Source organism: Cellulomonas sp. GbtcB1 (genome assembly GCF_019091725.1).
In the GTDB taxonomy this organism is placed as follows: Bacteria; Actinomycetota; Actinomycetes; order Actinomycetales; family Cellulomonadaceae; genus Cellulomonas.
The window spans coordinates 43,886-68,456 of sequence record NZ_JAGXJG010000017.1; the positions used below are offsets into that span (position 1 = coordinate 43,886).

Genomic DNA, 24,571 nt, shown 5'->3' on the forward strand with positions numbered 1-24,571 from the left:
CAGCGACGATCGTGCGACGCCTGCGCTCGCCCGATCCAGTCAGCCCGCAGACGGTGATCTCGGCTCGCAACAAGAAACGGACAGGACGACCAACCCTGGTACGCACAGGTGCCCTGAGACCCCTGCACATCGTGCTTCCCTGAGGTCTCGTCGTGCTGCGCTGTTCGACCGGGGCGCGATCCGGCGGGCGCGAGCCGGCGTTCAGCGTCGACGGATCCCGCTCGCCCGGGTCAGCGGTGCACGACGACGCGCACTCGCCACCCGATCGCCGCCGTGACAGCCGCCACCAGGAGCAGCGCGAGCCCGCGGACCAGCGCCTCGTGCGCGTGCGCGACCATCGCGTTGCCCCAGTCCACGTCGGACCGGGCGAACTGAGTGGCCACGTACCAGCGATTCCCCCACCGGAACCCGTCCGCGACGGCGAGCACGAGGGCCAGCACGGCGACGACCTTCGCCGCTGCCTGGAGCCGAACCCGTGCCATCTGCCCCTGCACCACCGACACCACGCCCCCGTCTCGTCGGGCCGGCGCCCGAACGCTCTCGGCACGCTAGCGGGAGAGCGCCGCCGACGTCCGGGTTTCGGTCGCCGAACAGCTCGATCGTCGTCGCAGGAGACAGTTTCGTCCGACGAGTGTGATCGACCTCGATGCGCAGTGGCCCCCGCGACGCGGCCTCCGTGGCGTAGCCCCTCCCCCAGTGCTTGCGCGCCACGACGGAGCCGACGTCGCCGCTCAGGTCGTCGCGGTGGCGCGCAGCAGCGCGCGGACGCGATCGCCCTCCGGGTCGTCCTGGACGCGGTAGACCTCGACGCGCTGGTCGGGGCGGTCGGCCTGGGCCCACAGCTGGAAGTCGACGGTGATGTCGCCGGCGGTCGGGTGGTGCAGCCGCTTGGACCCGGCGACGCACTCGTGCACCCGGCCCGAGGCCCACAGCGCGGCGAACGCGTCGTCCCGCACGCACAGCTCCCCGACCATGCGGGTCAGCTCCTCGTCGCCCGGGTACTTGCCGCTGACCAGGCGCAGGTAGGCGACGTAGTCCGCTGCCTCGTCCTGCCAGTCCCGGTACAGCTCGCGCGCGGCGGGGTCGAGGAAGACCAGGCGCGGCATCGACGGTCGGGTCTCCGGCGACCGGGGTGCGTCGAAGGCCAGGTGCGGGGCGATCAGCGCGTGCCCGAGCCGGTTCCACGCGAGCACGTCGTTGCGGCGGCCCAGGATCACCGCCGGGGCCGCGAGCGAGGCCAGCAGCGCCTGCCCGCTGTCGCTGACGTGCTCCGGTCCGTCCGCGGACACCGTCGCGTGCTTGCCGCGGGCGAGGTCCAGCAGGTGCTCGGTCTCCGTGACCGAGAGGCGCAGCGCGTTCGCGATCGACAGCAGCACCTCGTCCGAGGCGCGCTTGGAGTGCCCCTGCTCCAGGCGCGTGTAGTACGCGACGGACATCCCGGCGAGCTGGGCGACCCCCCCGCGCCGCAGCCCCGGCACGCGGCGCCGCTGACCGAACGCGGGCAGCGGCGTGGCGGCCGGGTGCACCTCTGCGCGCTTGGCGCGCAGGAAGACGGCGAGCTCCCCGGGATCGGACATGCCTCCACGCTACGTCCGGGACGTCGATCCGATCCTGCCCCAATCGTTGATACTCACGCCCAGGGGTGGAACACCTGGGATCTGGTACCGCCCGCTGACCGCGCGGACGCTCGTCGGCGTGCCTCTACCGATCCTCGCTCTTGCTCTGACCGCGTTCGCGCTCGGCACCGCCGAGTTCGTCCCGAACGGACTGCTCCCGCTCATCAGCTCCGACCTCGACATCTCCGTCGCCCGGGCCGGGCTCGTCACCACGACCTTCGCCCTCGGCGCCATGCTCGGCGGTCCCGTCGTCGCGGCCGCGACGCTCAAGGTCCCGCGCCGCCCGCTGGTGCTGGTCCTCACGGCGGTGTTCCTGGTCGCGAACGCCCTGACCTCCCTGACGCACTCGCTCGCCGTCATCGGCGTGCTGCGCGCCCTGGCCGGCGCGATGCTCGGCGGCTTCCTCGGCACCGCGATCACGATGTCCACCGGCCTCGTCGCCGCCCAGCGGCGCGCCACCGCGATCGCGGTGGTCTTCACCGGCCTGACCGCCTCCAACGTCGTCGCCGTCCCGATCGGCAACATTCTGGGCCGCGCGATCGGCTGGCAGGCTGCGTTCTGGGTGATCTCCGCCCTGGCCGCCCTCGGCCTCGTCGCCATGGCACTCGTCGTGCCGAGGGCCCGCCCCGGCGAGCAGGAGCACGGCGACTCCGGGCTCGGCGTCCTGCGCAACGGGCGGCTGTGGGTCTCGTTCCTGGCGATCGCTCTCGGCTACGGCGGCCTGTTCGTCGCGTTCACCTACATCGCCCCGTTCCTCACCGACGTCTCCGGCATCGCGTCCGGCTCGGTCACCTGGGTCCTGCTCCTGTTCGGCGTCGGCCTCATCGGCGGCAACGTCCTCGGCGGTCACCTGGCCGACCGGTCCATCACCGCCGCGGTCCTGCTGTTCCTGATCGTCCTGATCGTCGGGCTGGTCGCGCTGTGGGCACTCGGTCCCGTCGCCACCGCGGTGATGGTGCTGCTGGTGGTCGTCGGCGCCGCCGGGTTCGGCATGGTCCCGCCGCTGCAGTCCTACGTGCTCCAGGTCGCCGGCACCGCCTCCGCGGTCGTCTCCGCCCTGGCGGCGGCGTCGTTCAACGCCGGCGTCGCCGTCGGATCCGGCGTCGGCGGTGCGTTCCTCGAGCAGGTCGCCGCCTACCGGCTGCTGCCGCTCGTCGGAGCAGCGATGACCGTGCTCGGGCTCGCGATCTTCCTGCTCACCCGCCGCAGCCACGCACCGGCTCCCACGCCGGAGACCCCGGAGGAAGCCCTCGTCTCGCTGCCCTGACGCACCCGCCACCGCCGGGTGGGGGCACCTGCGCGGTGGCCCCACCCGACCGTGTCCGACCGGGGTCCCGGCGCGCACGGTCACGCTGTCGACCTGACCACCCCTCCCCCGTGACCTAGCCTCACGAGAGCCGGCGGCGCCCCGTCGTCGCCACGAACTCAGGAGCAGCTATGCGCGTTCTCGTCATCGGCGGCAGCGGCCACATCGGGACGTACCTCGTCCCGCGTCTCGTCCGTGCCGGCCACGACGTCATCTCGATGAGCCGCGGCACCCGCGAGGCCTACGCGGTCGGGCCGGAGTGGCAGCAGGTGGCGCAGGTCGCCGTCGACCGGTCGCAGCAGGACGCCGAGGGCACGTTCGGCGCGACGGTGCTCGGGCTGGAACCGCAGGTGGTCATCGATCTGCTCGGCTTCACCCTGGAGAGCACCACCTCGCTCGTCGAGGCGATCCGCGGCCGCGTCGAGCACCTGGTGCACTGCGGATCGCTGTGGCGGTACGGCCCCAGCCTCAAGCTGCCGATCAGCGAGGGGCAGGGCACCCCGGCGATCGACGAGTACGGGACGCAGAAGGAGCTGATCGCCCGGTACCTCGCGCGCGAGACCGCAGCTGGTGGGCTGGTGACGACCTCCGTCCACCCAGGGCACATCGTCGGCCCCGGCTGGCACCCCACCGGCGTCCTCGGCAACAACGACCCCGCGACGTGGACCGCGCTCTCGGCAGGGCGGACGCTGCGCGTCCCCGGGAGCGGCGCCGAGTCGATGCACCACGTGCACGCCGACGACGTCGCCCAGGTGTTCGAGCTCGCCGTCGCGCGTCGCGACCAGGCCGCGGGTGAGGACTTCCACGCGGTCGCGCCCCACGCCCTCACGGTGCACGGCTACGCCACGATCGCCGCCGGCTGGTTCGGCCGGACCGCCCGGCTCGAGCCGGTGACGTGGGAGGAGTTCCGGACCCTCACCACCTCCGAGCTCGCGGAGAGCTCCTGGGGTCACCTGCAGCGCAACCACGTGCTGTCCATCGAGAAGTCCCGCGACCTGCTGGGGTACGCACCGGCGTGGGAGCCCGAGGACGCGATCCTGGAGTCGGTGCGCTGGCTCGTCGAGCACGGGCAGCTGAGCGTCGAGAACCCGCTGACCGTGTAGTCGTCGTCGCGTCACAGCCCCCGCAGCGGTGTCCAGCCGAGGGGAAGCGGACCACGCACGTCGGCGCGTCGGCGGTCCTCGTCGGCCGACCACCCCTGCACCGACCCGGGGTCGCGCGTCGGCACTGCACCCCGTGCGACGCGGAACCCGACGTCCTCGATCACGGCGTCGGGGGCGCTGCCGCGTCGCACCGAGGCACGGACGCTCCACGTCGCGTCCGCCCACCCTCCACCGCGCAGCACGCGGTAGTCCCCGTAGCGGGCGGTGTCGGCGAAGTCCCAGCACCATTCCCAGACGTTGCCGAGCATGTCGTGCAGACCCCATGCGTTGGCGGCCTTGGAACCCACCGGCTGCGGGCCGTCCACGTCGTCCAGCGACGTCCAGGCCGTGGTCGCGAGCGGTCCGTACGTGGCCGCCGTGGTGCCGGCCCGGCACGCGAACTCCCACTCCGCCTCGGTCGGGAGCCGGTAGCCCGACGCGGTGACGTCCCACCGCACGAGCCGGCCGCCGAGCTCGTAGGCCGGGGTCAGGCCGGCGCGGACGGACGCCGCGTTGCACCACTCCACGGCATCGAGCCAGCGCACTCCGTGCACCGGAGCAGCGGGAGACGCGTCCGGGACCCCCGACTCGCCGGTCACGGCGACGTACTCGGCCGCCGTGACCGGGCGCGTGCCGATCTCGAAGTCGCAGAGCGAGACCTGGCGAGAGGTCCCGCGACGGGCATCGGACATCTCGATCACGCCGCCGGGGACGTCGGTCATCGGGGGTAGGGTCACGCGACCCGACGCTAGTCGCCGGCTCGCTCGCCGGACGGCGCAGGTCGCCCGAGAACCGCGGTCAGCTGCGCGAGGTCGCGGAGCTCGAGGTCCGGGCGCGTCTCGTCAGCCGTCCGCTGCTGCAGGTGCGCCCAGGGTCCGCGTCGCAGCCACGCCGTCCGCAGGCCTGCGGCAGCTGCCGGGCGGACGTCGTTGTCCAGGCGGTCGCCGACGTAGAGGACGCGGTGAGCGTCGACCTGGGTCTCGTCCACCACCCGTCGGAAGAACTCGGGCGACGGCTTCGCGACCCCCCACGTGGCGGAGGCGGCCACGAAGTCGACGTCGACACCGGCCGCTCTGAGTGCGGCTTCCGCTCCTCGGGGCTGGTTCCCCGCCACCCCCACCACGAGACCCGCCGCGCGTGCCGAGCGGAGGCACTCGAGCGCGTCCGGATAGAGGTCGCCCGATTCGATGTCAGGTGCCGAGGCCGGCGGCGCCACCCCGAGCAAGGTCCACGCCTCGCGGTGGTCGCGTCCCCGGCTGATCACCGATCCGATCGCGGCCATGAGACTGAACGGGGTGACACCCGCCGTCCGAGCCTGCTCGCCCCACGCCCTCGACTCGTCGACCAGGGTCTCCCCCACGTCGAAGACGACGGCACGCAGGCTCCCGGGCCCGAGCTCCGCCATCGGCGCGTCCGGGACGGCCGGCCTCGAGGCCCCGGCGTCGGCGGCGACCTCGTAGACGATCTCCAGGCCGTCCTCGTCGTCCCACTGCTCCCCCACGGCGGTGAACCCGTACTGCACCGCCAGGTCACAGGACGCGGTGTTCCCCGGAGCGATGGTGACGCGCACCCGGTGCACGGCCGGCTCATCCCGAGCTCGCCGGAGCAGCGCCTCGAGCGCCGCACGAGCGTAGCCACGGCGACGGTGCGCGGGATCGACCGCGTACCCGATCTCCACCGTGCCGTCGGCGTCCGGTGGTCCGTGGAACCCCGCGCGACCCGCGGGCAGGGACTGGTCCTCGTCCCAGATGACGCCGGTGACCCAGGCCGTGCTGGCGGGGTCCCGACGAGCCTGCTCGCTCCGCCTCGCCCACGTGCTCCGCCAGTCGGGCCCGGCGAAGTACGCGGTCAACCGGACGGGGCTGCACGCGTTCGCGCGGGCGAGGTCACCGGCGGCGAGCGCGTCGAACACCGCGCCCGTCAGATGGACGATGCGGACCCGGGGGCGCTCGGGTCGGTCCTCGGGTGAGGTCTCGTCGCTGACGTCGTCCCCGCTCGCAGCGCGCAGGCGGTCAGCCAGGGCCCGGACGTGCTCCCGGAGCTCGGCCGGACCTTCGACGACGAGATCGCGGCCGAGCCCGGCGAGGTACGGAGCCACCCAGTCCAGCCGCTCGGCGCGCAGGTGGACGCGGGTCCACGGCCCCGCGTCGGACGAGGCCGGTCCCTGCGTCGCCAGGCCGGCGGGGAGCTGCGTGCGGAGGTCCTCGACGGTGCCGGCGACGCGGACCGACACCTCGTGGCGCCACGGCGTGGCGGCGAGGCTCGCCAGCACGGTGGCGCTCGCGTCGAAGTCGCCGGGCACGTGGAACGAGCCGGGCAGCGCCACCGGGTCGCTGATCCGGTCGACGCGGAACGTCCGGACCTCGCCGGTCCGCGACTCGTGGCCTGTGACGTACCAGCGCCCGGACCGCGCGACCACGCCGTACGGCAGGATCGTGCGCCGGCTCGCCGTCCCGTCGGTTCGGACGTAGCCGATCTGGACGGGGTGGCGATCGCGAGCGGCCTCGGCGAGGACCAGCAGCACCTCCGGGTCGGTGCCGCCAGCGGCCTCCGTGGCCGACGGCGCGGACGGGCCGAGGAGTGCCAGGTCCGCGGAGGAGAGCAGCGCGTCGAGCCGCGCCGCCGTCCGTCGCGGCAGCACGCGACGCAGCTTGCCGACCGCACCCTCGACGGTGTCGTCGTCGACCGGCAGCCCGCCGCCGCGACGGCCGATGATCAGGCCCAGGAGCAGGGTGAGCGCCTCGTCGTCGGTCAGCATGAGGGGTGGCATCCGGTAGCCGGGGGCGATGCGGTACCCGCCGTGCCGTCCCCGGATCGACTCGACCGGCACCTCCATCTCGACCAGCTGCGCGACGTAGCGCCGCACGGTCCGCTCGTCGACGCCCAGCCGGGTCGCGAGCGCGGCGACGGGCTGGACCCCGCCCGCCTGGAGGAGCTCCAGGAGCGTGAGCACGCGAGCGGTCGAGCGGGCCATGCCCACAGATTCCCACGGATACCAGACAAGTTCCGCCCGGTATCGGTCCTAGCGTCACGTCCATGACCCAGTCACCTGGCCCCGCCTTCGTCTCGATCCGCCTCATCACCGACGACCTCGACGCGATGGTCGCCTTCTACGAGCAGCTGACCGGCACCACAGCCCTGCGCCCCGCCCCGGTCTTCGCCGAGATCGTCACCCCGACCGCGACCCTCGCGATCGGCAGCACCGCCACGGTGCCGCTGTTCGCCCCCGGCTCCGCCGAGGCGGCGGCCAACCGGTCGGCGATCCTCGAGCTCCTCGTCGACGACGTCGACGCCGAGTACGCGCGCCTGGCCGCCCTCGGCACGGAGTTCGTCGCCGGGCCGGCGCTCATGCCGTGGGGCAACCGGGTCTTCTTCCTGCGTGACCCCGACCAGAACCTCGTGGGCGTGTTCAGCCCGGTGAGTGCGGAAGCCGTCGAGCGGTTCGCCGGCCGCTACGGCCGTTGAGCGCTCGCGGGGCTCCTGGCGGCTCCCTGGTGCGCACGGAGGTGCCGCGCGATCACTCCCCTGCGTCGCGCGCCCCGTACGCGCGCATGAACGCGCGCGCGCCGTCGGTCATGATCCGCCGGACGTGCGCGCCCTCGGCGCGCCGGCGCGCCGGCGCGTTGAGCACGCGCAGCGCGGTCAGGGCGTGGAAGTGCGCGGCGGCGAGCCCCGGGTCCTCGGCGTCGAGCAGGCCGGCGCGGGCGAAGCGGCCGACACGCTCGCTGAGCACCTGCGCGTGGGCCTCGTCGAGCGGGTGGTCGTCGAGCTCCGGCAGCAGCGCCTCGTTCTCGTTGATCAGCCGGACCGCGGCGAGGTAGTCCGACGACTGCAGGAGCGAGCGGCCGAGGTCGGCGGCGAGCGCGCTGAGCGCCTCGTCGAGCTGGGCGACGTCCGTGATGCCCGCGTCGTCGAGGTGCTGCGCGACCAGCCCGCGGAGCGTGGCCAGCGCGCGCTCCCCCGCGTCCTCCACGACGCCGAGCAGCAGGCGCCGCTTGTCCCCGTAGTAGTCGTAGACGGTCCGCTTCGACACCCCGGCGAGCGCGGCCACCGCGTCCATGCTCGTGCGCTCTACGCCCGTCCGCACGAACAGCTCCCTGGCGGCGGCCAGGATCGCCGCACGCTTGTGCGCCTGGCCCTCGCGCACGGGCTTGTCGCCCACCGTCGTCATCGCTCTCCTCCGTCGTGCTCCCGCTCGATGCTACACCGGGCGGTGTAGATCTACACGACACGGTGTAGTGTCGCGACCCATGCAGATCATGAACCCGGTGACCTTGCAGGCGCACGCCCTGCGGAAGCGATACGGGCACCTCACCGCCGTCGACGGCCTGTCCTTCGCCGTGAGGCCCGGCGTCGTGACCGGCTTCCTCGGCCCCAACGGGGCGGGGAAGTCCACGACGCTGCGGATGTTCCTCGGGCTGGACAAGCCCACCAGCGGTGCGGCGACGGTGGGCGGCCTGCGGCTCGCGGAGACACCGCACCCGATGCGCGTCGTCGGCGCGATGCTCGACGCCCGCGGCGTCCACCCGCGCCGTGCGGCCGCGGACCACCTCGCGGCGGTGGCGCGCGCCGGAGGCGTAGCCAGGTCCCGGGTGTCCGAGATGCTGGAGCTGGTGGGGCTGGGAGGCGTCGGGAACCGCCCCGCCGGTGACTTCTCACTCGGGATGAAGCAGCGGCTGGGCATCGCGACGGCCTTGATCGGCGACCCGGCCGTCGTGATCTTCGACGAGCCGCTCAACGGCCTCGATCCCGAGGGGATCCGGTGGGCGCGCTCGCTGATGCGCGACCTCGCGGCCGAGGGCCGCACGGTCCTGTTCTCGAGCCACCTCATGGGCGAGATGGAGCTGACGGCAGACCACCTCGTCGTCATCCACCGCGGGCGGCTGCTGGCCGATCAGCCCCTGGCCGCCTTCATCGCCGACCACACCACCGAGCACGTCCGCGCGCGCACGCCGGACCGGCCCGGACTCCTCGAGGCGCTGGCCCGCGAAGGCCTGCGGGCCACAGCCGACACCGCCGGCGCGGACGGGGTCGACGTCGAGGGGGCCGCGACCGACCACGTCGGCCGCGTCGCCGCTGCCGCCGGCATCGAGCTGTCCGAGCTGACCGCGGTCCGCGACTCGCTCGAGGACGTCTTCCTCACCATGACCTCAACCCAGAAGGACGCCGCCTGACATGGACCTCCTCGCCTCGGAGTGGATCAAGACCCGCAGCATCCGCACCACCTGGATCCTCGCGGCCGGCACCGTCCTGGTCACCGTGGTCGTGAGCCTGCTCGGCATCAGCGGCCTCGCGGCCGACTGGCAGGCCGACCTGCCCGCGGACTTCGACCCGACCGGCGTCAGCTTCAAGGGCATCCTCGTCGGGCAGATCCTCGTCGCGACGCTGGGTGCCCAGGCGTTCACCAGCGAGTACGCCACCGGTCAGATCGTCACGAGCCTGACGATCGCACCCCGACGCGCCGTCCTGCTGGTCACCAAGCTCACCGTCGCCGCCCTCGTCGCGCTCGCGACCGCCGTGCTCACCGTCGGGTGCAGTCTCGGAGCGAGCCAGGCGGCCCTGGCCGCCGCGGGGCTGCCGACGGCGGACCTGACCGAGGCCGACAGCGTCCGAGCGGTCGTGTGCGCGGTCGGCTACCTGGTGCTCACCGCCGTGCTGGGCGTGGCGCTCGGCGCCCTCACCCGCTCCTCCTCGGGCGCACTCGCCGTCGTCGTGACCGTGGCCCTCCTCGTGCCCGCGCTCGCGCCGGGACTTCCCGGCGCCCTCGGGGACCTCGCCGGCACCTACTGGCCGACGACGGCCGGACAGGCCTCCTACACGACTACCGGCACCGGCCCTCTGGCAGGCCCGGGTGGCCTCGCGGTCATGGCCGTGTGCACCCTCTGGACCACGCTCGCCGCCCACCTCACGCTCCGGACCCGCGACGCGTGAGGACCCTGCATTCCTGCCCTGCGCCCGGCTCCGCGGGCGGCATCATGGGGAGATGGGGGCGCGCCAGGTCGACCTGACCACGGACGAGCTGCGCGCCGTCGTCCGGTTCGCCGTCGACTGCGCCCGGGGCCTGCTCCCCGAGTTCGAGGCCGTCGCCCCGGACGACCCCCGCCCGCGCGACGCGATCGCCGCGGCGCAGGCCTTCGCCGAGGGGGCCGCGCGCTCGAACCTGCAGCGCGCCGCAGCGTTCGCCGCCCACCGCGCAGCGCGATCCGTCGCCGCGGAGCCCGCGCGGCTCGCGGCGCTCGCGTGCGGCGACGCGGCGGCGGCGGCCTACCTCCACCCGATCGCCGAGGCGACCCAGGTCGGGCACATCCTGCGTGCTGCCGCCTGCGCCGCGCGGGTGGCCGAGCTGACGACGGGCACGCCGGCCGAGGAGGCCGTCCACCTCCTGGCCGAGCGGGCCGCTCCCCCGGTGCCCGAGATCCTGGGTCGGTACCCCGCGGCGCCGGGCGGGAGGACGCAGGTGGCCGCGCTCATGAGCGCGCTGGACTCGGCGATCCGGGAGCGGGGGCAGGAATGAGGACACCGCAGGGGACGCTCAGACGCGCAGCTCGACACCCGCGAGGTCCTCGACCCGCTCCCAGACGCGCCGCACCGCGTCCGCCCCCGGGTGCGCCGTCGGTGCGGGCGTCGGCACCCGGACCGGGACGCCGCGCATCCCCTCGCGCGGCGCGACGTACTCCCCACCCCGCACGCCGGGGTCGGTGAGCGCGCGGACACCGGGCCAGGCCGCGGCGTCCTTGCCCTGCGCCCACGGCGTGTACGGGTTGCGCCGGTAGGGCGTGCTGCCGTCGCGGATGCCCGGGCGGTGCGGTGTGCGGGCGTCCACGCCCACGCCGGGGTGCGTCACCAGCGAGGCGACGGGGTGCCCGGCCGCCCGCAGCCGGCGGTCCAGCTCGAACGCGAGCACCTCCGTGACGGCCTTCGCCCGGGCATACGCGACGATGCCGAGCCGCGGGACCCGGGCCGGGTCGTCGAACCCCGGTCGGAACCGCGCGACGAACCCGGTGGAAGCGTGCACCACCCGGCCCTCTCCCCCGTGCTCGACGGCCGTCGCCGTGAGCGCGGGCAGGATCCCGGCGAGCAGCCGCACGTGCCCGAGCACGTGCGTGCCGAGCAGCAGCGGGTGCCCGTCGGACGTGCGGGCGCGCGGGTCCATCGACATCGCACCGCCGTTGAGGAACACCGCGTCGAGCCGTGGGAGCGCGGCGAGCTCGGCCTCCGCCTCGTCCACCGCACGCAGCGACCCGAGCTCGAGCACGACGGTCCGCACGTGCGCCCCGGGCACCTGGGCGAGGATCGCGTCGCGCGCCCCGGCGAGGCGGTCCGCGGACCGCGAGGCGAGGACGACGTCGGCACCCGCGGCGGCGAGCTGCTCGGCGGCGAAGTACCCGATCCCGGCGGTCGCGCCCGTGACGACGACGGTGCGCCCGTCCTGCCGGGGCGGGTGAGCGGGGTCCCACGCCGCGTCGTCGGTCGAGGGGTGCTGGCGGGTGGCGTGGTCGGTCATGGTCGTCCCTTCGCGAAGTGGATAGATGATCCGTTCGCTCTGACCGTAGCGGATGAGTCATCCACTTCGGGTACGCTGCCGGACATGCCGCCGCTCCGCTCCGACGCCGCCCGCAGCCGCGCGCGCATCCTCGCCGCCGCCGCCGGGCAGGACCGCGGCACGCTCCGCCTCAACGAGGTGGCCCGGGCCGCCGGGGTCGGTGTCGGGACCGTCTACCGGCACTTCCCCACGGTCGAGGCCCTCGTCGAGGAGCTCACCGCGACCACCGTCCAGCGGGCCGTCGACGCCGCCCGCGCCGCCGCGCAGGACGACGACCCCGGCGCCGCGTTCGACGGGTTCCTCGCCACCGTGCTCGACCTGCTGCTCGCCGACGACGGGCTCCAGCAGGTGCTCCTGGCGGCCGACGACTCGTCCCCCGAGGTCCGCGACGCCAAGGCCGAGCTGACGCGGACCGCCGCCGCGCTGCTGGAGCGCGCCGAGCGCGCGGGCGCCGTCCGGCGGGGGCTCACGCTCGACCAGCTCATGCACCTCGTGTGCGGCTTCGAGCACGCCGTGCGGCTCGGCGGCCCCGACGACCGCCCGACGATCGCCGCCGTCCTCCGCGCGGGCCTCCGGCCGGACTGAGGGTGCGGGTCCCACCGCTCAGCCGAGGCTCCGGATCGGCCACCGCACCTGGTCCGCCTCCAGCAGCGCCGGGTCGCGCTCCGGCGCGACCTCGTCGAGCAGCTCCAGGCGCGTGATGCGCTCGATGCGGAACCCGCGGATCGCGTCGCGCAGCCGGCACCACCCGACGAGCAGCCAGGCGTCGCCTCCGCGCAGCAGCCCCATCGTCTCGACGTCGCGGACCGTGCTCGCCGGGACGTCGTCCCCCGAGGCCTCGCCCAGGTAGGTCAGCCGCACGACCCGCCGGGCGGCGATGGCGTCGGAGAGCATGCCGAGCGGCACGCCGCCGTCGGCCGGGGCGACGGGGTCGATGACCTGCATCCGCCCGAGCAGCTCCTGCACCGGGGCGCGGTGCTCCTCCCCCATGACCGCCGCGACCTTGGCGCGGGCGCGCCGGGCGGCGCCCTGGTAGGGCGAGGTGTCGAGCAGCGCCAGCCCGGCGAGCACCGCCAGCGACTCGGCGGCCGAGAGGTTGAGCGGCGGCAGCGAGTACTCGGGCAGGATCGCGTAGCCCCCCGCGGCCCCGTACTCGGCGTAGAAAGGCACGCCCGCGACCTGGAGCGACGCGATGTCGCGCTCGATCGTGCGGGTGGACACCCCGAGCTCGCGGGCGAGCCGGGCGGCCGACCACGGCCGGCGCGCACCACGGAGCAGGTCGACGAGGGCGTACTGCCGCTCGGCTCGCTTCATGCCGCCAGCCTGGCAGACGCGTCGTCGCCGGTCGCGGCGGTCAGCTGCGCATGCTCCGCTGCCCCCCGACGGACCAGACCCGGCGCACCCGGCCGTCGGCGTCGAAGTCGAACACGTCCACGCCATTGGCCCGGGCCCCACCCTGCTCCACGTCCCAGAGCAGCCGGCCGTGGTCCCCGTCGATCGCGTCGGCGACCGCGGTGAACACGACACCGGGGTTCTGGCCGTGCCACCAGGCGAGGTACCGCGCGAAGTCGTCGGCGGTGCGGATGTCGTCCGCCGGGGTCGAGCCGTCGGGCTCGGTCACGGCGAAGTGGATGCGGAAGTCCTCGGCGCAGATCTCGCGGGCGAGGTCGCCGTCGGAGTTCCACATGGTCAGCCACCGGTCCAGGGAGCGGCGGGAGATGGTCGTGGGGTTCGTGGTCCCGGTCATGCGTCCAGGCTCGGACACGGGCGCGACAACGGTGTGTCGGTGTTCCAGGGACCGGTCGACCGGTCCCCGGCGCCCGCGCCTAGGCCAGCGAGAGGAAGAGCTTCTGCAGCTTGTCGACGTCCAGGGTGCTGTCGTCGTCCGGGTCGGTCAGGCACTGCTTCATGCCGGACGCGATGATCGCGAAGCCGGCGCGGTCCAGAGCCTTGGAGACCGCGGACAGCTGGGTCACCACCGGTTCGCAGTCCTGGCCCTCCTCGATCATGCGCACCACCGCGGCCAACTGGCCCTGGGCGCGCTTGAGGCGGTTGACGACCTTGCCCATCTCGCCGGGGTCGAGCTCCATGGCCGTCCTCTCCTCAGCCGCAGGTGCACTGCTGGTCGCGGGGCACGTCGGCCATGACGGACTCGACGTGCATGCCGCAGCCGGTCCAGGTGGTCTTGCCGCAGGAGCGGCACAGGGCGGGGCTGCACATGGTGGGTGGTCTCCTCGTTCGTGAGTGGGGTTGTGGGTCGGTGACGGACGTTCACACGACGACCGCCCGGGCATCCTGCCGCAGGGTCACACCAGGGCCCCGTCGAGGGCTCGTCCGCAGGCGCGGGTGAGGCCGGGGCGGGCCAGGTCGAGGCTGATCCAGCCGCCGGACAGGTTGCGGGCGTCGAACCCGGCCCGCAGCAGGACGCGCGTGGCGATGTGCGACCGGACGCCGCTGGCGCAGTGCACCGCCACCGGTCGGCCGCCCGCCGCCGCGCGGACCTCGTGGAGCCGGTCGCGCAGCTCGGTGTGCGGGATGTGCAGCGCCCCGTCGAGGTGCCCGCGGTCGTGCTCGGCGCGCGTGCGGACGTCGAGGACCAGGCTGCCGGCGAGCACGTCGTCGGCGTCGTCCGGCTGCCACTGCGGCATGGTGCCGTCCAGGGCGTTCTGCGCCACGAAGCCCAGCATGTTGACCGGGTCCTTGGCCGAACCGTACGGCGGCGCGTAGGCGAGCTCGAGCTCGGCGAGGTCGTCGGCGCCCATCCCGGCGCGCAGGGCCGTGGCCAGCACGTCGATCCGCTTGTCGACGCCCTCGCGGCCCACCGCCTGGGCACCGAGCAGCCGGCCGTCGGGCGCGAAGCTCGCGACGACGTGGACCTGCTCGGCCCCCGGGAAGTACCCGGCGTGGTGACCCGCGTGGACCCGGACGGTCTCGTGCGCGAGGCCGGCGCGCCGCAGCGTCGACCGGCTCGCCCCGGTGACGGCCGCCGTCAGCCCGAACACCCGGACGATCGCGGTCCCGAGCACCGGCGCCTGCGGCGTCGTGCGCCGGCCGAGCATCGCGTCCGCCGCGCGCCGGCCCTGGCGGTTCGCCGGCCCGGCGAGCGGCACGGGCCCCCGGTCCCCGGTGACGGCCTGGACGACCTCGACGGCGTCGCCCACGGCCCAGATCGACGGGTCGGAGGTCCGCTGGTCGGCGTCGACCCGGATCGCGCCGCGGGCGCCGAGGTCGAGACCGGCGTCCCGGGCGAGGTCGCTCGCGGGCCGCACGCCGACGTTCACCACGACGACCTCGGCGGGGAGCCGGGTGCCGTCCGAGAGGCTCACGAGCGCGGCCCCGTCCGCCGTCCCGGTGATCGCCGTGGCCGAGACCCCGAGGTGGAGCCCGACGCCGTGCGCGCGCAGCTCGTCCGCGAGCAGCGGCGCGAGCTCGGGGTCGAGCGGGGGCAGGACGTGGTCGGCGAGCTCGACCAGCGCGACCTCGAGCCCACGGGCGACGAGCGCCTCCACGGCCTCCAGCCCGATGAAGCCGGCGCCGACGACGACGGCCCGCCGGGGGCCGCCGACGGGCAGCGCCGCGATCCGGGCGGTCAGGGCGTCGAGGTCGGGGACGGTGCGCAGCGCGTGCACCGCGGGGTGGTCGAGGCCGTCCACCGGCGGGCGGACGGCGACGGCCCCCGGGGCCAGGAGCAACGCGTCGTAGCCGAGCTCGTAGCCGCCGGTCGCCGTCGCGACGTGCACGGTGCGCGCGGCACGGTCGACCGCGGTGACGCGGCTGCCGGTGCGGACGTCCAGTGCGAGCGCGGCGTGCAATGACTCGGGCGTGTGCAGCAGCAGGTCCGCTCGCTGCTCGATCTCGCCGGACAGCCCGTACGGGAGACCGCAGTTCGCGAACGAGACGTGCTCGGACTGCTCCAGCACGACGATCTCGGCGCGCTCGTCGAGGCGGCGGGCGCGGGCGGCGGCGCTCATGCCGCCGGCCACTCCCCCGACGATCACGAGGCGGCGAGGTCGGGGCACGGCAACGGGGTCGGAGGTCGTGGACATGATGCGACCGTATACCCCCGGGGGTATTACTCGCCACGTGCCGTGCGGCACACACAGCCCCGCCGGGGACGCGGCACTCGGCGGACGACCCGGGTGGTCACCCCGGCGAGGCGGGCGATAGGGTGACGCGCGTCACATCCTGTCTTCAGGAGGGCGGGGCTGTGGGACACGGGCCGAGGGGGCGCGGTGACGGGTGCAGGTGAGGGACGGACCGTGGAGGGCGGCGCGGAGCCGACCCCCCGCTCGACCGCGAAGGTCGCCGTGGTGGGCGCCGGCGCCGTCGGCGCGACCCTCGCCTACGCCGTGCTGATGCGCGGCGCGGCGCGCGAGGTCGTGCTCTACGACGTCGACACGGCGAAGGTCCGCGCCCAGGCGCTCGACCTCGCGCACGGGATCCAGTTCGTGCCGATGGCGCACGTCGTCGGCACGGACGACATCACCGCGTGCGCCGGCGCGGACGTCGTGGTGGTGACCGCGGGGGCCAACCAGCGTCCCGGGCAGACCCGCACGGACCTGGCGAAGCGCACGATCGGGCTGATGCGCACGCTCGTGCCGCAGCTCGTCGAGGTCGCGCCCGGCGCCGTGTTCGTGATGGTGACGAACCCGGTGGACGTCGTCACCTACGCGGCGCTCCGGTTCTCCGGGCTCCCCCGCGCCCGGGTCATCGGTTCCGGGACGGTCCTGGACTCCTCGCGGTTCCGGTACCTGATCTCCCAGCACGTCGGGGTGGCGGTGCAGAACGTGCACGCGTACATCGTCGGCGAGCACGGCGACACCGCGGTGGCGCTGTGGTCCTCGGCGACGATCGGCGGGGTGCCCCTGCTGGAGCTCGACCCTCTGCCCGGGCGCGAGCCGCTGACCCCGGCCGTCCGCGCGTCCATCGCGCACGACGTGGTGCACTCCGCGTACGAGATCATCGAGGGCAAGGGCGCGACCAGCTACGCGATCGGGCTGGCGGGGTCCCGGATCGTCGAGGCGCTCACGAACGACGAGCACCGCGTCATGCCCGTGTCCTCGCTCATCGACGACCTCGACGGCATCGGCGACGTGTGCCTGTCCGTGCCCACCGTCGTCGCGCACGACGGGGCCGGTGCGCCGCTGCGGGTGCCGATGTCGACCGACGAGCTCGTGGCCCTCCGGCGCTCGGCGGACGCGCTGCGCGAGACCGCCCGCCCGTTCGGGCTCTGAGCCCGCGATCGGCCCGCGGGGACCGCCGCCGGGATGTCGGACGCCACCACCAGTCTCCTGGTCCTCGCCGCCGCCGTCGGCCTGTTCGTCTGGAACCGGCTCCCGGCCGCCGTCGTCGCGGTCCTCACGGCGCTGGCGCTCGCGGCCACCGGCGTCGTCACCGAGGCGCAGGCGGTCGCCGGGTTCGGCGACCCCGTGGTGGTGTTCATCGCGACGCTGTTCGTGCTGAGCGAGGGGCTGCAGGCCTCGGGGGTGACGGCCTGGGCAGGCGAGCTGGTGCTCGCGCGCGCGGGCTCGGGCCACCGGCGGGTCGCGGTCGCCGTCATGGCGCTCGCCGCGCTGATCTCGGCCCTCGTCACGCCGAACGGCGCGGCCGCGGCGGTCCTCCCCGTCGCGCTCCTGGTGGCCCGGCGCTCCGGGAGCGCCCCCTCCCGGCTGGGCATCCCGCTGGCCTACGCGGCGAGCGCGGGCGCGCTGCTCACCCTGGCGGGCAGCCCGGTCAACGTGATCGTCTCCGACGCCCTGGCCGAGACCACCGGCGACCGGTTCGGCTTCTTCGAGTTCGCGGCGCTCGGCGTACCGCTCACCCTCGTGACGGTGCTGGTGACGGCGCTGCTCGGGAGCCGCCTGCTGCCCGACCGAGCGGCGCCGGACCCCGCCCCCGGGACCGTCGTCCACGAGGACGTGCGGGTGGGCGGCGCCGCGGTCCGGGCCGTCGTGGTGCTGGGTGCCACGATCGGCCTCCTCGCCTCCGGCGCGGTGACGCCCGCGCTCGCCGGGCTCGCGGGGGCCGCGGCGATGGTCCTCACCGGTGTGGTGCGTCCGTCCCGGGCGCTCCGTGCCGTGCCGTGGGAGACGCTGGTCCTGATCGGCGGCCTCATCCCGCTCTCGGCCGCGATCTCGGGGTCCGGCGCGGCCGACGTGCTCGCGGACCTCGTGGTCCGCGTGGTCCCCGACGGCGACGGGCACCTGCTGCTGGTGGCGCTCTTCCTGCTGACGGTCGCCCTGGGGCAGTTCGTGTCGAACGCGGCGACGGTCCTCGTCGTCACGCCCATCGCGCTGGCGGCGGGCGCCGAGGTCGGCGTCGGGGCCGAGCCGGTGCTCATGCTGGTCGCGGCGGCGGGGGCGGCGTCGTTCCTGACGCCGCTGGCGACCCCGGCCAACATGCTCGTGCAGGGCCCCAGCGGGTACCGGTTCGGCGACTACTGGCGGCTCGGAGCGGTGGTGACGCTCGCGTGGCTCGTCGTCGTGACGCTCGTCGTGCCCCTGGTGTGGCCCCTGGGCCCGTGAGCTCCGGGCCCCGTCCGCCGAGGTGCGTGGCCGCGCGTCGCCCGCCGCCCTACGATCGGCACGTGACGCCCCTCACACGCGTCGGCATCGTCGAGGACGAGGCGCTGATGCGCTCCATGCTCGAGCAGACCCTGTCGGCGCAGGAGTCGATCCGCGTCGTGCACGCGGTCCCGGGGGTCACCGAGGCGCGGCTCGTCTTCACCCCGGGCTCGTGCGACGTCGCGCTGCTCGACGTCAACCTCCCCGACGGCAACGGGGTCGCCCTCGGCGTCACGCTGCAGCGGGCGGACCCGCGGCTCGCGGTCATGCTGCTGTCCAGCGAGGACGTCATGGGCCTGTTCACCACGGTGCAGGACCAGGCGAGCCGGCCGTGGAGCTACCTGTCCAAGCGATCGAGCTTCTCCCGGGACGTCCTGGTGCGCGCCGTCGTGGCCACGGCGCAGGGTCAGGTCGTGCTCGACCCCTACCTGGTCCAGCGGTCGCAGCCCCGGCCGGGGTCGCCCGTCTCCGAGCTCACGCCCGCGCAGTTCGGGGTGCTGCGGCTCGTCGCGGAGGGGCTGTCGAACCAGGCTGCCGGCGAGCGGCTCGGGATCAACGAGCGCTCGGTCGAGAGCCACCTCAAGTCGATCTACCAGCGGCTCGGGATCGACGGCGACGGGCACAACCGGCGGGTCGCCGCCGTGCTGGCGTTCCTCGAGCAGACCGGGCGCACGTGGCGGGCGTGACCACGGCGGCCGCGGGCAGCCGTGACCTGCGACGCGTCACCCTCGTCGTCGGGATCACCAACACCGCGCTCTACGCGGCGCTCACCGCGGGCGCGTGGGCCGCGTGGGGCGGGCTGCAGGCGGAGCTGGCCCGGGAGCGCAGCCTCGCCGCCGTGGTCGCCGACGGGGTGCTGATCCTCGTCATCAACCTCGCGTTCGGGTTCGCGGTCCTGGCGGGGGCGCTCGTGCTGGGCGTGCTCGACCGCGGGTGGCCCGCCCGTGTCGGGGTGACCGCCGCGGTGTCCGCGGCCGCGTCGGTGCCGCGGATGGCGGCCCTGGTGTCGCTCGGCAGCACGCCCACCGGCGTGGCCTACGTGACCGCGACGGGCGCGATGGGGTTCCTGTCCGGTCTCGTCGGCGTCCTCGCGGCCGTCTTCGCGGGGACGCTCGTCGACCGCGCCCGGCGCGAGGAGCAGCGCCGCGCGGCGGAGGCGGACCGGGCCCGCCGCGCCGTCGACGCGCTGCAGGACGAGGAGCTCCGGGTGCGACGCATGGTGTTCGACCAGCTGCACGGCACCCTGCAGTACCACCTGGTGAGCGTGACCGCCGGGCTCGACCGGCTGGCGGAGGACCTGGACGCGGCCGGCGCCGGCGACCGCGGCACCGAGGTCCGTGCCTGGGCGGAGACGCTGGAGGAGATCCGGGAGCAGGACGTGCGCTCCCTGAGCCACGCCGTGTTCCCCTCCGGCGCGGACCTCGGCACGGAGGAGGCGATCGCGCTGCTGCTGCACCGGCTCCCGGCGCAGGTCAGCACGTCGATCGAGATCGGCCCCGTCTACCGCGGGCTCGTCGACCGCGGGGCCGCGCCCATGCCGATGGCCGAGCGGCTCGTCGTCATCTACACCGTCGAGGAGGCCGTCACCAACGCGCTCAAGCACAGCCGGGCGCACACCGTGCAGGTGCGCGCCGAGGCGGAGCCGACCGCGGACCCGGAGCACTGGGTGTTCGCGACGGTCGTCGACGACGACGGCACCGGGCCGACCCGCCCCGACCCGCCCCTGCACGGGCTCGCGCGACACCGCGAGCGGCTCGAGCACCGGGGCGGCACGCTCACCCTCGGCACGAACCCGGACGGCGGCGGCCGGCTGAGCTTCCGGCTGCCGTTCACCGTGGCGCCGGGGGCTCCGCCGTCCTGATGTGACCTCCTGCCGACCACGGCGAATGGTCCCCCGCCCGCTCAGTCCCGGCCCGGCGGCCGATCGCGGTGCCGGTCCTGGTCCGTGTGTGGCGGCTCCTCGCGGCGCGGCTCTTCCTCGGGGACGGAGGCGCGGCGCCAGGCGGACCAGCTCGAGACGGAGAACACCACGGTCCCCGCGAACGCGAGCGCGGAACCGACCCAGGTGCCGAGCGTCTCGTCGACCGTGACGCTGATCAGCACCTTGGCGGCGAGCCCCAGCAGGACCAGGACGGTCGAAACGTCCAGCACCCGGCGGGCTCGCTGCGAGTCCCGCGCTCGACGCGACTGACCGGTGGCAGCTTCCCGGCCCATCGTGACCCGCTCTCCCAGTGACGTCCTCGCGCCCGATGGTGGCAGGAGGTGGCGGCTCGCGCACGGCGTGACGCCGACGCCCCGCGCGTCGGTCGGGTGCTGGCCGGCGGCGGGCTCCGTCCGGGCCCGCCCGCGGGTGATCCTCGCGGCCCACCCTGGCCCGTGCGCGCGGCGGCGCCCTAGACTCCGGACAAACCGGACGAATCGCAGCGTCCGGGCCCGAGGAGATCGACGATGATCGCATCCACGGCGGCGCTCGCCCGGCACGGCCGCGAGCACGGGTACGCGGTGCCCGCGGTGAACGTCCTCGACGACCTGAGCCTGCGGGCGGTGGTGGCCGCGGCGGTCCACCTCCAGGCCCCGCTCATCATCCAGCTGTCCGTGAAGACGGTCCGCTCGACGGGTACCGAGCTGCTGACCAGCATGTTCCGGTACGCGACCCGCGACCTGACCGTCCCCGTGGCCCTGCACCTGGACCACTGCCCCGACCGGTCGGTGATCGACGACGTGGTCGCCGCGGGCTGGTCGTCGGTGCTGTTCGACGCGTCGGACCGGGACCTCGTGACGGCCGAGCGGGAGACGGCCGAGGTCGTGGCGCAGGCGCACGCGGCCGGCCTGGACGTGGAATCGGAGATCGAGAACATCGTCGGCGTCGAGGACGGCGTCGGGTCCGACGTCGCCCTGCACGCCTACTCCGTGGAGCAGCTCGCCGAGGTCGCCGACCGGACCGGCGCCGACCTCCTCGCGCCGCAGCTCGGCACCGCGCACGGCGAGTACCGGGCGCGGCCGGTCCTCCTGCCCGAACGGGTGCGGGAGCTCGCCGCGCTGACGGACCGGCCGATCGTCCTGCACGGCGGCACCGGGCTCTCGGCGGACGACTTCGCCGCGTTCATCGCCGCGGGCGTCTCGAAGATCAACATCTCGACCGCCGTGAAGGTCGCCTACATGCGAGCGGCTGCGGCCCACCTCGACGTCGCGCGCGAGCGCGACAAGTGGGATCCCCCGAGCATGTTCCGCGACGTCGCCGCCGCGGTCGAGGGCGCGATCGTGCCGCTGGTCGAGCAGTTCGGCGCCGCCGGCCACGCGCGCGGCGTGGCGAGGGCCGTGCGGTGAGCCCGGGGCTGCTGCTGGACTGCGACGGCGTGCTGGCCGACACGGAGCGGGACGGACACCTCCCCGCCTTCAACGCGACCTTCGAGGAGTTCGGCCTGCCCGTCCGCTGGTCGCAGGAGGAGTACGGCCGGCTGCTGGCGATCGGCGGCGGCAAGGAGCGGCTGCGGACCCTGCTCGAACCCGGGCTCGTCGCCCGCGCCGGCCTGCCGACCGACGAGGACGAGCAGCGGGAGCTGGTCGCCCGCTGGCACCGGGCGAAGACCGAGCGCTACACCGCGCTGGTCCGCTCAGGCGCGCTCCCCGGCCGCCCCGGGATCGCCCGGCTGGTCGCCGAGGCCGACGCGGCGGGCTGGCGGCTCGCCGTCGCGTCGACCTCCGCCGAGGAGTCGGTCCGGGCGGTGCTGGAGCACGCGGTCGGGCCTGAGCTCGCCGCGCGGTTCGACGTGTTCGCGGGCGACGTCGTGCCGCACAAGAAGCCCGCGCCGGACATCTACCTGCTGGCCCTGCGCGAGACCGGGCTCGACCCGCGCGAGGTGGTCGTCGTCGAGGACAGCGCGAACGGGCTGCGGGCCGCGCTCGCCGCCGGCCTCACCACCGTCGTCACCGTCAGCAGCTACACGCGGGACGAGGACTTCACCGGGGCCGCGCTGGTCGTGTCGTCCCTCGGCGACCCCCCGGACGACCCGGCGACCACGCTGGCCGACCCCCGCGGCCTGGAGGTCGACGGCGCCGTCGGGCTCGGGCACCTGCAGCGCCTCCTCGGACCCCAGCAAGGAGCGACACCGTGAGCCAGCAGCGCGTCGAGCAGGTCGTCCGCACCGTCGCCGAGACCTGCGTCGAGAACGAGCAGTACTTCGGCGAGCTGGACTCCGTGGTCGGCGACGGGGACTTCGGCTTCTCCCTCGCCCGGGGGTTCGAGAACGTGCTGGCGGGCTGGGACGACTACGACCGGGCCGACGCCGGGACGTTCCTCCAGAAGATCGCGGTCACGATGAGCGGCCGGATCGGCGGCACCTCCGGCCCGATCTGGGGCACGGCGTTCCTGCGGGCCGCCGGCGTCGTCAAGGGCAAGCAGGAGGTCACCGGCGACGACGTGGTCGCGATGCTGCGCGCCGCCGTCGAGGGGATCAAGGCGCGGGGCGGCGCCGACCTCGGCGAGAAGACGCTGCTCGACGCGCTCGTCCCGCTGACGGACACCGTCGAGCAGCAGCTCGCCGCCGGCGCCGCCCCGGCCGAGGTCGCGAAGGCGGCCGCCGCGACCGCGCGCGCCGCCGCCGAGGCGACCCGACCGATGCAGGCCCGGCGCGGCCGGGCGTCCTACACCGGCGAGCGCAGCATCGGGTCCCTCGACCCCGGTGCCGTCGCCGTCGCGGTGCTGGCGGAGCGGGTCGCCGCCACCTGGTGAGCGACCGAGGACCGGACGACAGGGAAGGCGACCGCGATGAAGAAGTTCGTCAACGACCCGAAGACCTTCGTGCCCGACATGCTCACCGGCCTGGCGCTGGCGAACCCGGACACGCTCCGGTACGTGCCCGAGTACAACCTGATCATGCGGGCCGACGCCCCGCGGCACGGCAAGGTGTCGATCATCCAGGGCTCCGGGTCGGGCCACGAGCCCGCGCACGTCATGGTCGTCGGGAAGGGGATGCTCGACGGCGCGTGTCCCGGCGACGTGTTCGCCGCCCCGCCGATGGAGTACGTCCTCGAGTCGGCCAAGCTGCTCGCGTCCGACAAGGGCGTCCTCCTCCTGGTGAACAACTACACCGGCGACAAGATGGCGTTCGAGATGGCCTCCGAGCTCGCCGAGGCCGAGGGCCTGTCCGTCCGCACCCTGTTCATCGACGACGACGTCGCGGTCCAGGACTCGACGTGGACGGTCGGTCGCCGCGGCGTCGCGGGCAACTTCTTCGTGATGAAGGCCGTCGGCGCCGCCGCCGAGGCGGGGGCCGACCTGGACGAGCTCGTCCGGATCGGCGAGAAGGTCAACTCCGTCACCCGCACGATGGGCATCGCCCTCACCCCGTGCACGCCGCCGGCCAAGGGGTCGCCGCTGTTCGAGCTGGGCGACGACGAGATGGAGGTCGGCGTCGGGATCCACGGCGAGCCGGGTCGCCGCCGGGCGCCGCTGGTGCCGGCCGACGGGATCGTCGACGAGCTGCTCGGCGCGGTGCTCCCGGACCTGCCGTACGCCTCGGGCGACGAGGTCGCGCTGATGATCAACGGGCTGGGCGGCACGCCGATCAGCGAGCTGTACCTGCTGTACGGGATCGCGCACCAGAAGCTCGCAGCCCAGGGCATCACCGTCGGGCGCTCCTACGTCGGCGAGTACTGCACCTCGCTCGACATGGCCGGCGCGTCCCTCACGCTCGTCCGGCTCGACGACGAGATCCGCGGGCTGCTCGCCGCGCCCGCCGAGGTGGCGGTGCGGGTGTTCTGACGCGGCGCGGGCCCGGGACCCGGTCGGGTCCCGGGCCCGGTCGCGCCCGGCTCAGTCGCCGTTCGCCGCGATCGAGACGTCCTTCCACTGCTCCCAGGTCTCCAGGCGCGCGCGGTACACGGCGGGGACGATCTCGGTCGGCTGGGTGCCGAACAGGACGCGCAGCGGGGGCTCGTCCGCGTCGACGACGCGGAGCAGCGCGGGCCCGGCGGCCGCGGGGTCGCCGATGCTCGCACCGCCCTGCCGCGCGGCCATCGCGTCGCGCAGCGGGTCGTACGCGGGCAGCGGGGTGGCGTGCGTGGAGCTGCTGCCGGCCCAGTCGGTGGCGAACCCGCCCGGCTCCACGAGGGTGACCTTGATGCCAAACCCGGCGACCTCCTGGGCCAGGGACACCGTCAGGCCCTCCAGGGCCCACTTCGACGCGTGGTAGCCGCCGAGGTTGGGGAACGCCGCGACACCGCCGATCGTCGAGATCTGCACGATGTTGCCGCTCCCCTGCTCGCGCAGGACGGGCAGCACCGCCTGCGTCACGTGCAGCACGCCGAACAGGTTGACCTCGAGCTGGTTGCGCAGCTGCTCCGGCGTGATCTCCTCGACCGCGCCGAACAACCCGTAGCCCGCGTTGTTCACGACCACG

The 24,571-nt window shown here is 74.7% G+C and carries 27 protein-coding genes; 15 read left to right on the top strand and 12 right to left on the bottom strand.

From position 1 onward, the window contains the following. Positions 1-230: 230 nt before the first annotated feature. Complete coding sequence (locus KVT14_RS08450; protein ID WP_217615240.1) at positions 231-482, bottom strand: hypothetical protein; 252 nt, start codon at positions 480-482, stop codon at positions 231-233. Between the two features lie 249 nt (positions 483-731). After that, positions 732-1,577, bottom strand: a complete 846-nt coding sequence (locus tag KVT14_RS08455; RefSeq protein WP_217615241.1) for a helix-turn-helix domain-containing protein — start codon at positions 1,575-1,577, stop codon at positions 732-734. Positions 1,578-1,695: 118 nt separating this feature from the next. On the opposite strand from KVT14_RS08455, the gene KVT14_RS08460 reads away from it, so the two are divergent. Next, on the top strand, positions 1,696-2,883 hold the full coding sequence (locus tag KVT14_RS08460) for an MFS transporter (RefSeq protein WP_217615242.1): 1,188 nt from the start codon (positions 1,696-1,698) through the stop codon (positions 2,881-2,883). Positions 2,884-3,053: 170 nt separating this feature from the next. Continuing rightward, a complete protein-coding gene (locus tag KVT14_RS08465) occupies positions 3,054-4,025 on the top strand; it encodes an NAD(P)-dependent oxidoreductase (RefSeq protein WP_217615243.1) in 972 nt (323 codons plus the stop codon). 11 nt (positions 4,026-4,036) lie between these two features. On the opposite strand, the gene KVT14_RS08470 is transcribed toward KVT14_RS08465, so the two are convergent. Continuing rightward, positions 4,037-4,786 (bottom strand): formylglycine-generating enzyme family protein, encoded by a 750-nt coding sequence (locus tag KVT14_RS08470; RefSeq protein WP_217615244.1) that lies wholly within the window; start codon positions 4,784-4,786, stop codon positions 4,037-4,039. A 26-nt stretch (positions 4,787-4,812) separates the two neighbouring features. Beyond that, a complete protein-coding gene (locus KVT14_RS22325; protein WP_254630605.1) occupies positions 4,813-7,038 on the bottom strand; it encodes a GNAT family N-acetyltransferase in 2,226 nt (741 codons plus the stop codon). 62 nt (positions 7,039-7,100) lie between these two features. Between KVT14_RS22325 and KVT14_RS08490 the strand changes: the two genes are divergently transcribed. Beyond that, on the top strand, positions 7,101-7,529 hold the full coding sequence (locus KVT14_RS08490; protein ID WP_217615245.1) for a VOC family protein: 429 nt from the start codon (positions 7,101-7,103) through the stop codon (positions 7,527-7,529). Positions 7,530-7,581: 52 nt separating this feature from the next. On the opposite strand, the gene KVT14_RS08495 is transcribed toward KVT14_RS08490, so the two are convergent. Then, on the bottom strand, positions 7,582-8,235 hold the full coding sequence (locus KVT14_RS08495; RefSeq protein ID WP_217615246.1) for a TetR/AcrR family transcriptional regulator: 654 nt from the start codon (positions 8,233-8,235) through the stop codon (positions 7,582-7,584). Positions 8,236-8,314: 79 nt separating this feature from the next. Between KVT14_RS08495 and KVT14_RS08500 the strand changes: the two genes are divergently transcribed. The 3 genes from KVT14_RS08500 to KVT14_RS08510 are packed head-to-tail and all read left to right on the top strand — an operon-like array spanning position 8,315 to position 10,578. After that, positions 8,315-9,238, top strand: a complete 924-nt coding sequence (locus KVT14_RS08500; RefSeq protein WP_217615247.1) for an ABC transporter ATP-binding protein — start codon at positions 8,315-8,317, stop codon at positions 9,236-9,238. Between the two features lies 1 nt (position 9,239). After that, positions 9,240-9,995 carry an ABC transporter permease gene (locus tag KVT14_RS08505; RefSeq protein WP_217615248.1) on the top strand — a complete coding sequence of 252 codons (756 nt, stop codon included), beginning with the start codon at positions 9,240-9,242 and terminating at the stop codon, positions 9,993-9,995. Between the two features lie 52 nt (positions 9,996-10,047). Beyond that, the gene (locus tag KVT14_RS08510; RefSeq protein WP_217615249.1) at positions 10,048-10,578 is read left to right on the top strand and encodes a putative immunity protein; all 531 of its coding nucleotides are present in this window, start codon (positions 10,048-10,050) and stop codon (positions 10,576-10,578) included. 18 nt (positions 10,579-10,596) lie between these two features. Here KVT14_RS08510 and KVT14_RS08515 read toward each other — a convergent pair whose 3' ends face one another. After that, the gene (locus tag KVT14_RS08515) at positions 10,597-11,568 is read right to left on the bottom strand and encodes an SDR family NAD(P)-dependent oxidoreductase (protein ID WP_217615250.1); all 972 of its coding nucleotides are present in this window, start codon (positions 11,566-11,568) and stop codon (positions 10,597-10,599) included. Positions 11,569-11,652: 84 nt separating this feature from the next. Here KVT14_RS08515 and KVT14_RS08520 point away from each other — a divergent pair, with 84 nt between their 5' ends. Then, positions 11,653-12,192, top strand: coding sequence for a TetR/AcrR family transcriptional regulator (locus KVT14_RS08520; protein ID WP_217615251.1), 540 nt, complete (start codon positions 11,653-11,655; stop codon positions 12,190-12,192). Between the two features lie 18 nt (positions 12,193-12,210). On the opposite strand, the gene KVT14_RS08525 is transcribed toward KVT14_RS08520, so the two are convergent. From KVT14_RS08525 to KVT14_RS08540, 4 genes are all read right to left on the bottom strand, one after another. Beyond that, the gene (locus KVT14_RS08525) at positions 12,211-12,921 is read right to left on the bottom strand and encodes a YafY family protein (protein ID WP_217615252.1); all 711 of its coding nucleotides are present in this window, start codon (positions 12,919-12,921) and stop codon (positions 12,211-12,213) included. A gap of 40 nt (positions 12,922-12,961) precedes the next feature. Next, the gene (locus tag KVT14_RS08530; RefSeq protein ID WP_217615253.1) at positions 12,962-13,354 is read right to left on the bottom strand and encodes a nuclear transport factor 2 family protein; all 393 of its coding nucleotides are present in this window, start codon (positions 13,352-13,354) and stop codon (positions 12,962-12,964) included. A gap of 79 nt (positions 13,355-13,433) precedes the next feature. Further along, on the bottom strand, positions 13,434-13,697 hold the full coding sequence (locus KVT14_RS08535) for a metal-sensitive transcriptional regulator (protein ID WP_217615254.1): 264 nt from the start codon (positions 13,695-13,697) through the stop codon (positions 13,434-13,436). A gap of 216 nt (positions 13,698-13,913) precedes the next feature. After that, complete coding sequence (locus KVT14_RS08540) at positions 13,914-15,653, bottom strand: FAD-dependent oxidoreductase (protein ID WP_217615255.1); 1,740 nt, start codon at positions 15,651-15,653, stop codon at positions 13,914-13,916. A 186-nt stretch (positions 15,654-15,839) separates the two neighbouring features. Here KVT14_RS08540 and KVT14_RS08545 point away from each other — a divergent pair, with 186 nt between their 5' ends. The 4 genes from KVT14_RS08545 (at position 15,840) to KVT14_RS08560 (ending at position 20,031) form a co-directional block, all read left to right on the top strand. Further along, a complete protein-coding gene (locus tag KVT14_RS08545; RefSeq protein WP_308160974.1) occupies positions 15,840-16,841 on the top strand; it encodes an L-lactate dehydrogenase in 1,002 nt (333 codons plus the stop codon). A 33-nt stretch (positions 16,842-16,874) separates the two neighbouring features. After that, complete coding sequence (locus tag KVT14_RS08550; RefSeq protein ID WP_217615256.1) at positions 16,875-18,131, top strand: SLC13 family permease; 1,257 nt, start codon at positions 16,875-16,877, stop codon at positions 18,129-18,131. A 62-nt stretch (positions 18,132-18,193) separates the two neighbouring features. After that, the gene (locus tag KVT14_RS08555) at positions 18,194-18,856 is read left to right on the top strand and encodes a response regulator transcription factor (RefSeq protein WP_217615257.1); all 663 of its coding nucleotides are present in this window, start codon (positions 18,194-18,196) and stop codon (positions 18,854-18,856) included. Next, entirely contained in the window at positions 18,853-20,031 is a 1,179-nt protein-coding gene (locus KVT14_RS08560) for a sensor histidine kinase (RefSeq protein ID WP_217615258.1), read from the top strand. Before KVT14_RS08555 ends, KVT14_RS08560 begins: the two co-directional genes overlap by 4 nt. Before the next feature lie 41 nt (positions 20,032-20,072). Here KVT14_RS08560 and KVT14_RS08565 read toward each other — a convergent pair whose 3' ends face one another. Further along, entirely contained in the window at positions 20,073-20,321 is a 249-nt protein-coding gene (locus KVT14_RS08565) for a hypothetical protein (RefSeq protein WP_217615259.1), read from the bottom strand. A gap of 297 nt (positions 20,322-20,618) precedes the next feature. Here KVT14_RS08565 and KVT14_RS08570 point away from each other — a divergent pair, with 297 nt between their 5' ends. From KVT14_RS08570 to dhaK, 4 genes are read left to right on the top strand one after another with little or no spacing between them, the layout of a single operon-like run. Next, positions 20,619-21,497, top strand: coding sequence for a class II fructose-bisphosphate aldolase (locus tag KVT14_RS08570; RefSeq protein ID WP_217615260.1), 879 nt, complete (start codon positions 20,619-20,621; stop codon positions 21,495-21,497). Further along, a complete protein-coding gene (locus KVT14_RS08575) occupies positions 21,494-22,285 on the top strand; it encodes an HAD-IA family hydrolase (RefSeq protein ID WP_217615261.1) in 792 nt (263 codons plus the stop codon). The genes KVT14_RS08570 and KVT14_RS08575 overlap by 4 nt, the downstream gene beginning before the upstream one ends. Next, positions 22,282-22,902, top strand: a complete 621-nt coding sequence (dhaL, locus tag KVT14_RS08580; RefSeq protein WP_217615262.1) for a dihydroxyacetone kinase subunit DhaL — start codon at positions 22,282-22,284, stop codon at positions 22,900-22,902. The genes KVT14_RS08575 and dhaL overlap by 4 nt, the downstream gene beginning before the upstream one ends. A gap of 36 nt (positions 22,903-22,938) precedes the next feature. Then, the gene (gene dhaK, locus KVT14_RS08585; protein WP_217615263.1) at positions 22,939-23,934 is read left to right on the top strand and encodes a dihydroxyacetone kinase subunit DhaK; all 996 of its coding nucleotides are present in this window, start codon (positions 22,939-22,941) and stop codon (positions 23,932-23,934) included. Between the two features lie 51 nt (positions 23,935-23,985). On the opposite strand, the gene KVT14_RS08590 is transcribed toward dhaK, so the two are convergent. Then, positions 23,986-24,571 (bottom strand): SDR family NAD(P)-dependent oxidoreductase (locus KVT14_RS08590; RefSeq protein ID WP_217615264.1); only part of this gene is annotated, 586 nt, incomplete at its 5' end.

What these genes read in the sequence shown, in the direction of transcription:
- KVT14_RS08450 (WP_217615240.1), bottom strand. Translation starts at nt 482, where the DNA reads ATGGCACGGGTTCGGCTCCAGGCAGCGGCGAAGGTCGTCGCCGTGCTG.
- KVT14_RS08455 (WP_217615241.1), bottom strand. Translation starts at nt 1,577, where the DNA reads ATGTCCGATCCCGGGGAGCTCGCCGTCTTCCTGCGCGCCAAGCGCGCA.
- KVT14_RS08465 (WP_217615243.1), top strand. Translation starts at nt 3,054, where the DNA reads ATGCGCGTTCTCGTCATCGGCGGCAGCGGCCACATCGGGACGTACCTC.
- KVT14_RS08470 (WP_217615244.1), bottom strand. Translation starts at nt 4,786, where the DNA reads ATGACCGACGTCCCCGGCGGCGTGATCGAGATGTCCGATGCCCGTCGC.
- KVT14_RS22325 (WP_254630605.1), bottom strand. Translation starts at nt 7,038, where the DNA reads ATGGCCCGCTCGACCGCTCGCGTGCTCACGCTCCTGGAGCTCCTCCAG.
- KVT14_RS08490 (WP_217615245.1), top strand. Translation starts at nt 7,101, where the DNA reads ATGACCCAGTCACCTGGCCCCGCCTTCGTCTCGATCCGCCTCATCACC.
- KVT14_RS08495 (WP_217615246.1), bottom strand. Translation starts at nt 8,235, where the DNA reads ATGACGACGGTGGGCGACAAGCCCGTGCGCGAGGGCCAGGCGCACAAG.
- KVT14_RS08500 (WP_217615247.1), top strand. Translation starts at nt 8,315, where the DNA reads ATGCAGATCATGAACCCGGTGACCTTGCAGGCGCACGCCCTGCGGAAG.
- KVT14_RS08505 (WP_217615248.1), top strand. Translation starts at nt 9,240, where the DNA reads ATGGACCTCCTCGCCTCGGAGTGGATCAAGACCCGCAGCATCCGCACC.
- KVT14_RS08510 (WP_217615249.1), top strand. Translation starts at nt 10,048, where the DNA reads ATGGGGGCGCGCCAGGTCGACCTGACCACGGACGAGCTGCGCGCCGTC.
- KVT14_RS08515 (WP_217615250.1), bottom strand. Translation starts at nt 11,568, where the DNA reads ATGACCGACCACGCCACCCGCCAGCACCCCTCGACCGACGACGCGGCG.
- KVT14_RS08520 (WP_217615251.1), top strand. Translation starts at nt 11,653, where the DNA reads ATGCCGCCGCTCCGCTCCGACGCCGCCCGCAGCCGCGCGCGCATCCTC.
- KVT14_RS08525 (WP_217615252.1), bottom strand. Translation starts at nt 12,921, where the DNA reads ATGAAGCGAGCCGAGCGGCAGTACGCCCTCGTCGACCTGCTCCGTGGT.
- KVT14_RS08530 (WP_217615253.1), bottom strand. Translation starts at nt 13,354, where the DNA reads ATGACCGGGACCACGAACCCCACGACCATCTCCCGCCGCTCCCTGGAC.
- KVT14_RS08535 (WP_217615254.1), bottom strand. Translation starts at nt 13,697, where the DNA reads ATGGAGCTCGACCCCGGCGAGATGGGCAAGGTCGTCAACCGCCTCAAG.
- KVT14_RS08540 (WP_217615255.1), bottom strand. Translation starts at nt 15,653, where the DNA reads ATGTCCACGACCTCCGACCCCGTTGCCGTGCCCCGACCTCGCCGCCTC.
- KVT14_RS08550 (WP_217615256.1), top strand. Translation starts at nt 16,875, where the DNA reads ATGTCGGACGCCACCACCAGTCTCCTGGTCCTCGCCGCCGCCGTCGGC.
- KVT14_RS08570 (WP_217615260.1), top strand. Translation starts at nt 20,619, where the DNA reads ATGATCGCATCCACGGCGGCGCTCGCCCGGCACGGCCGCGAGCACGGG.
- dhaK (WP_217615263.1), top strand. Translation starts at nt 22,939, where the DNA reads ATGAAGAAGTTCGTCAACGACCCGAAGACCTTCGTGCCCGACATGCTC.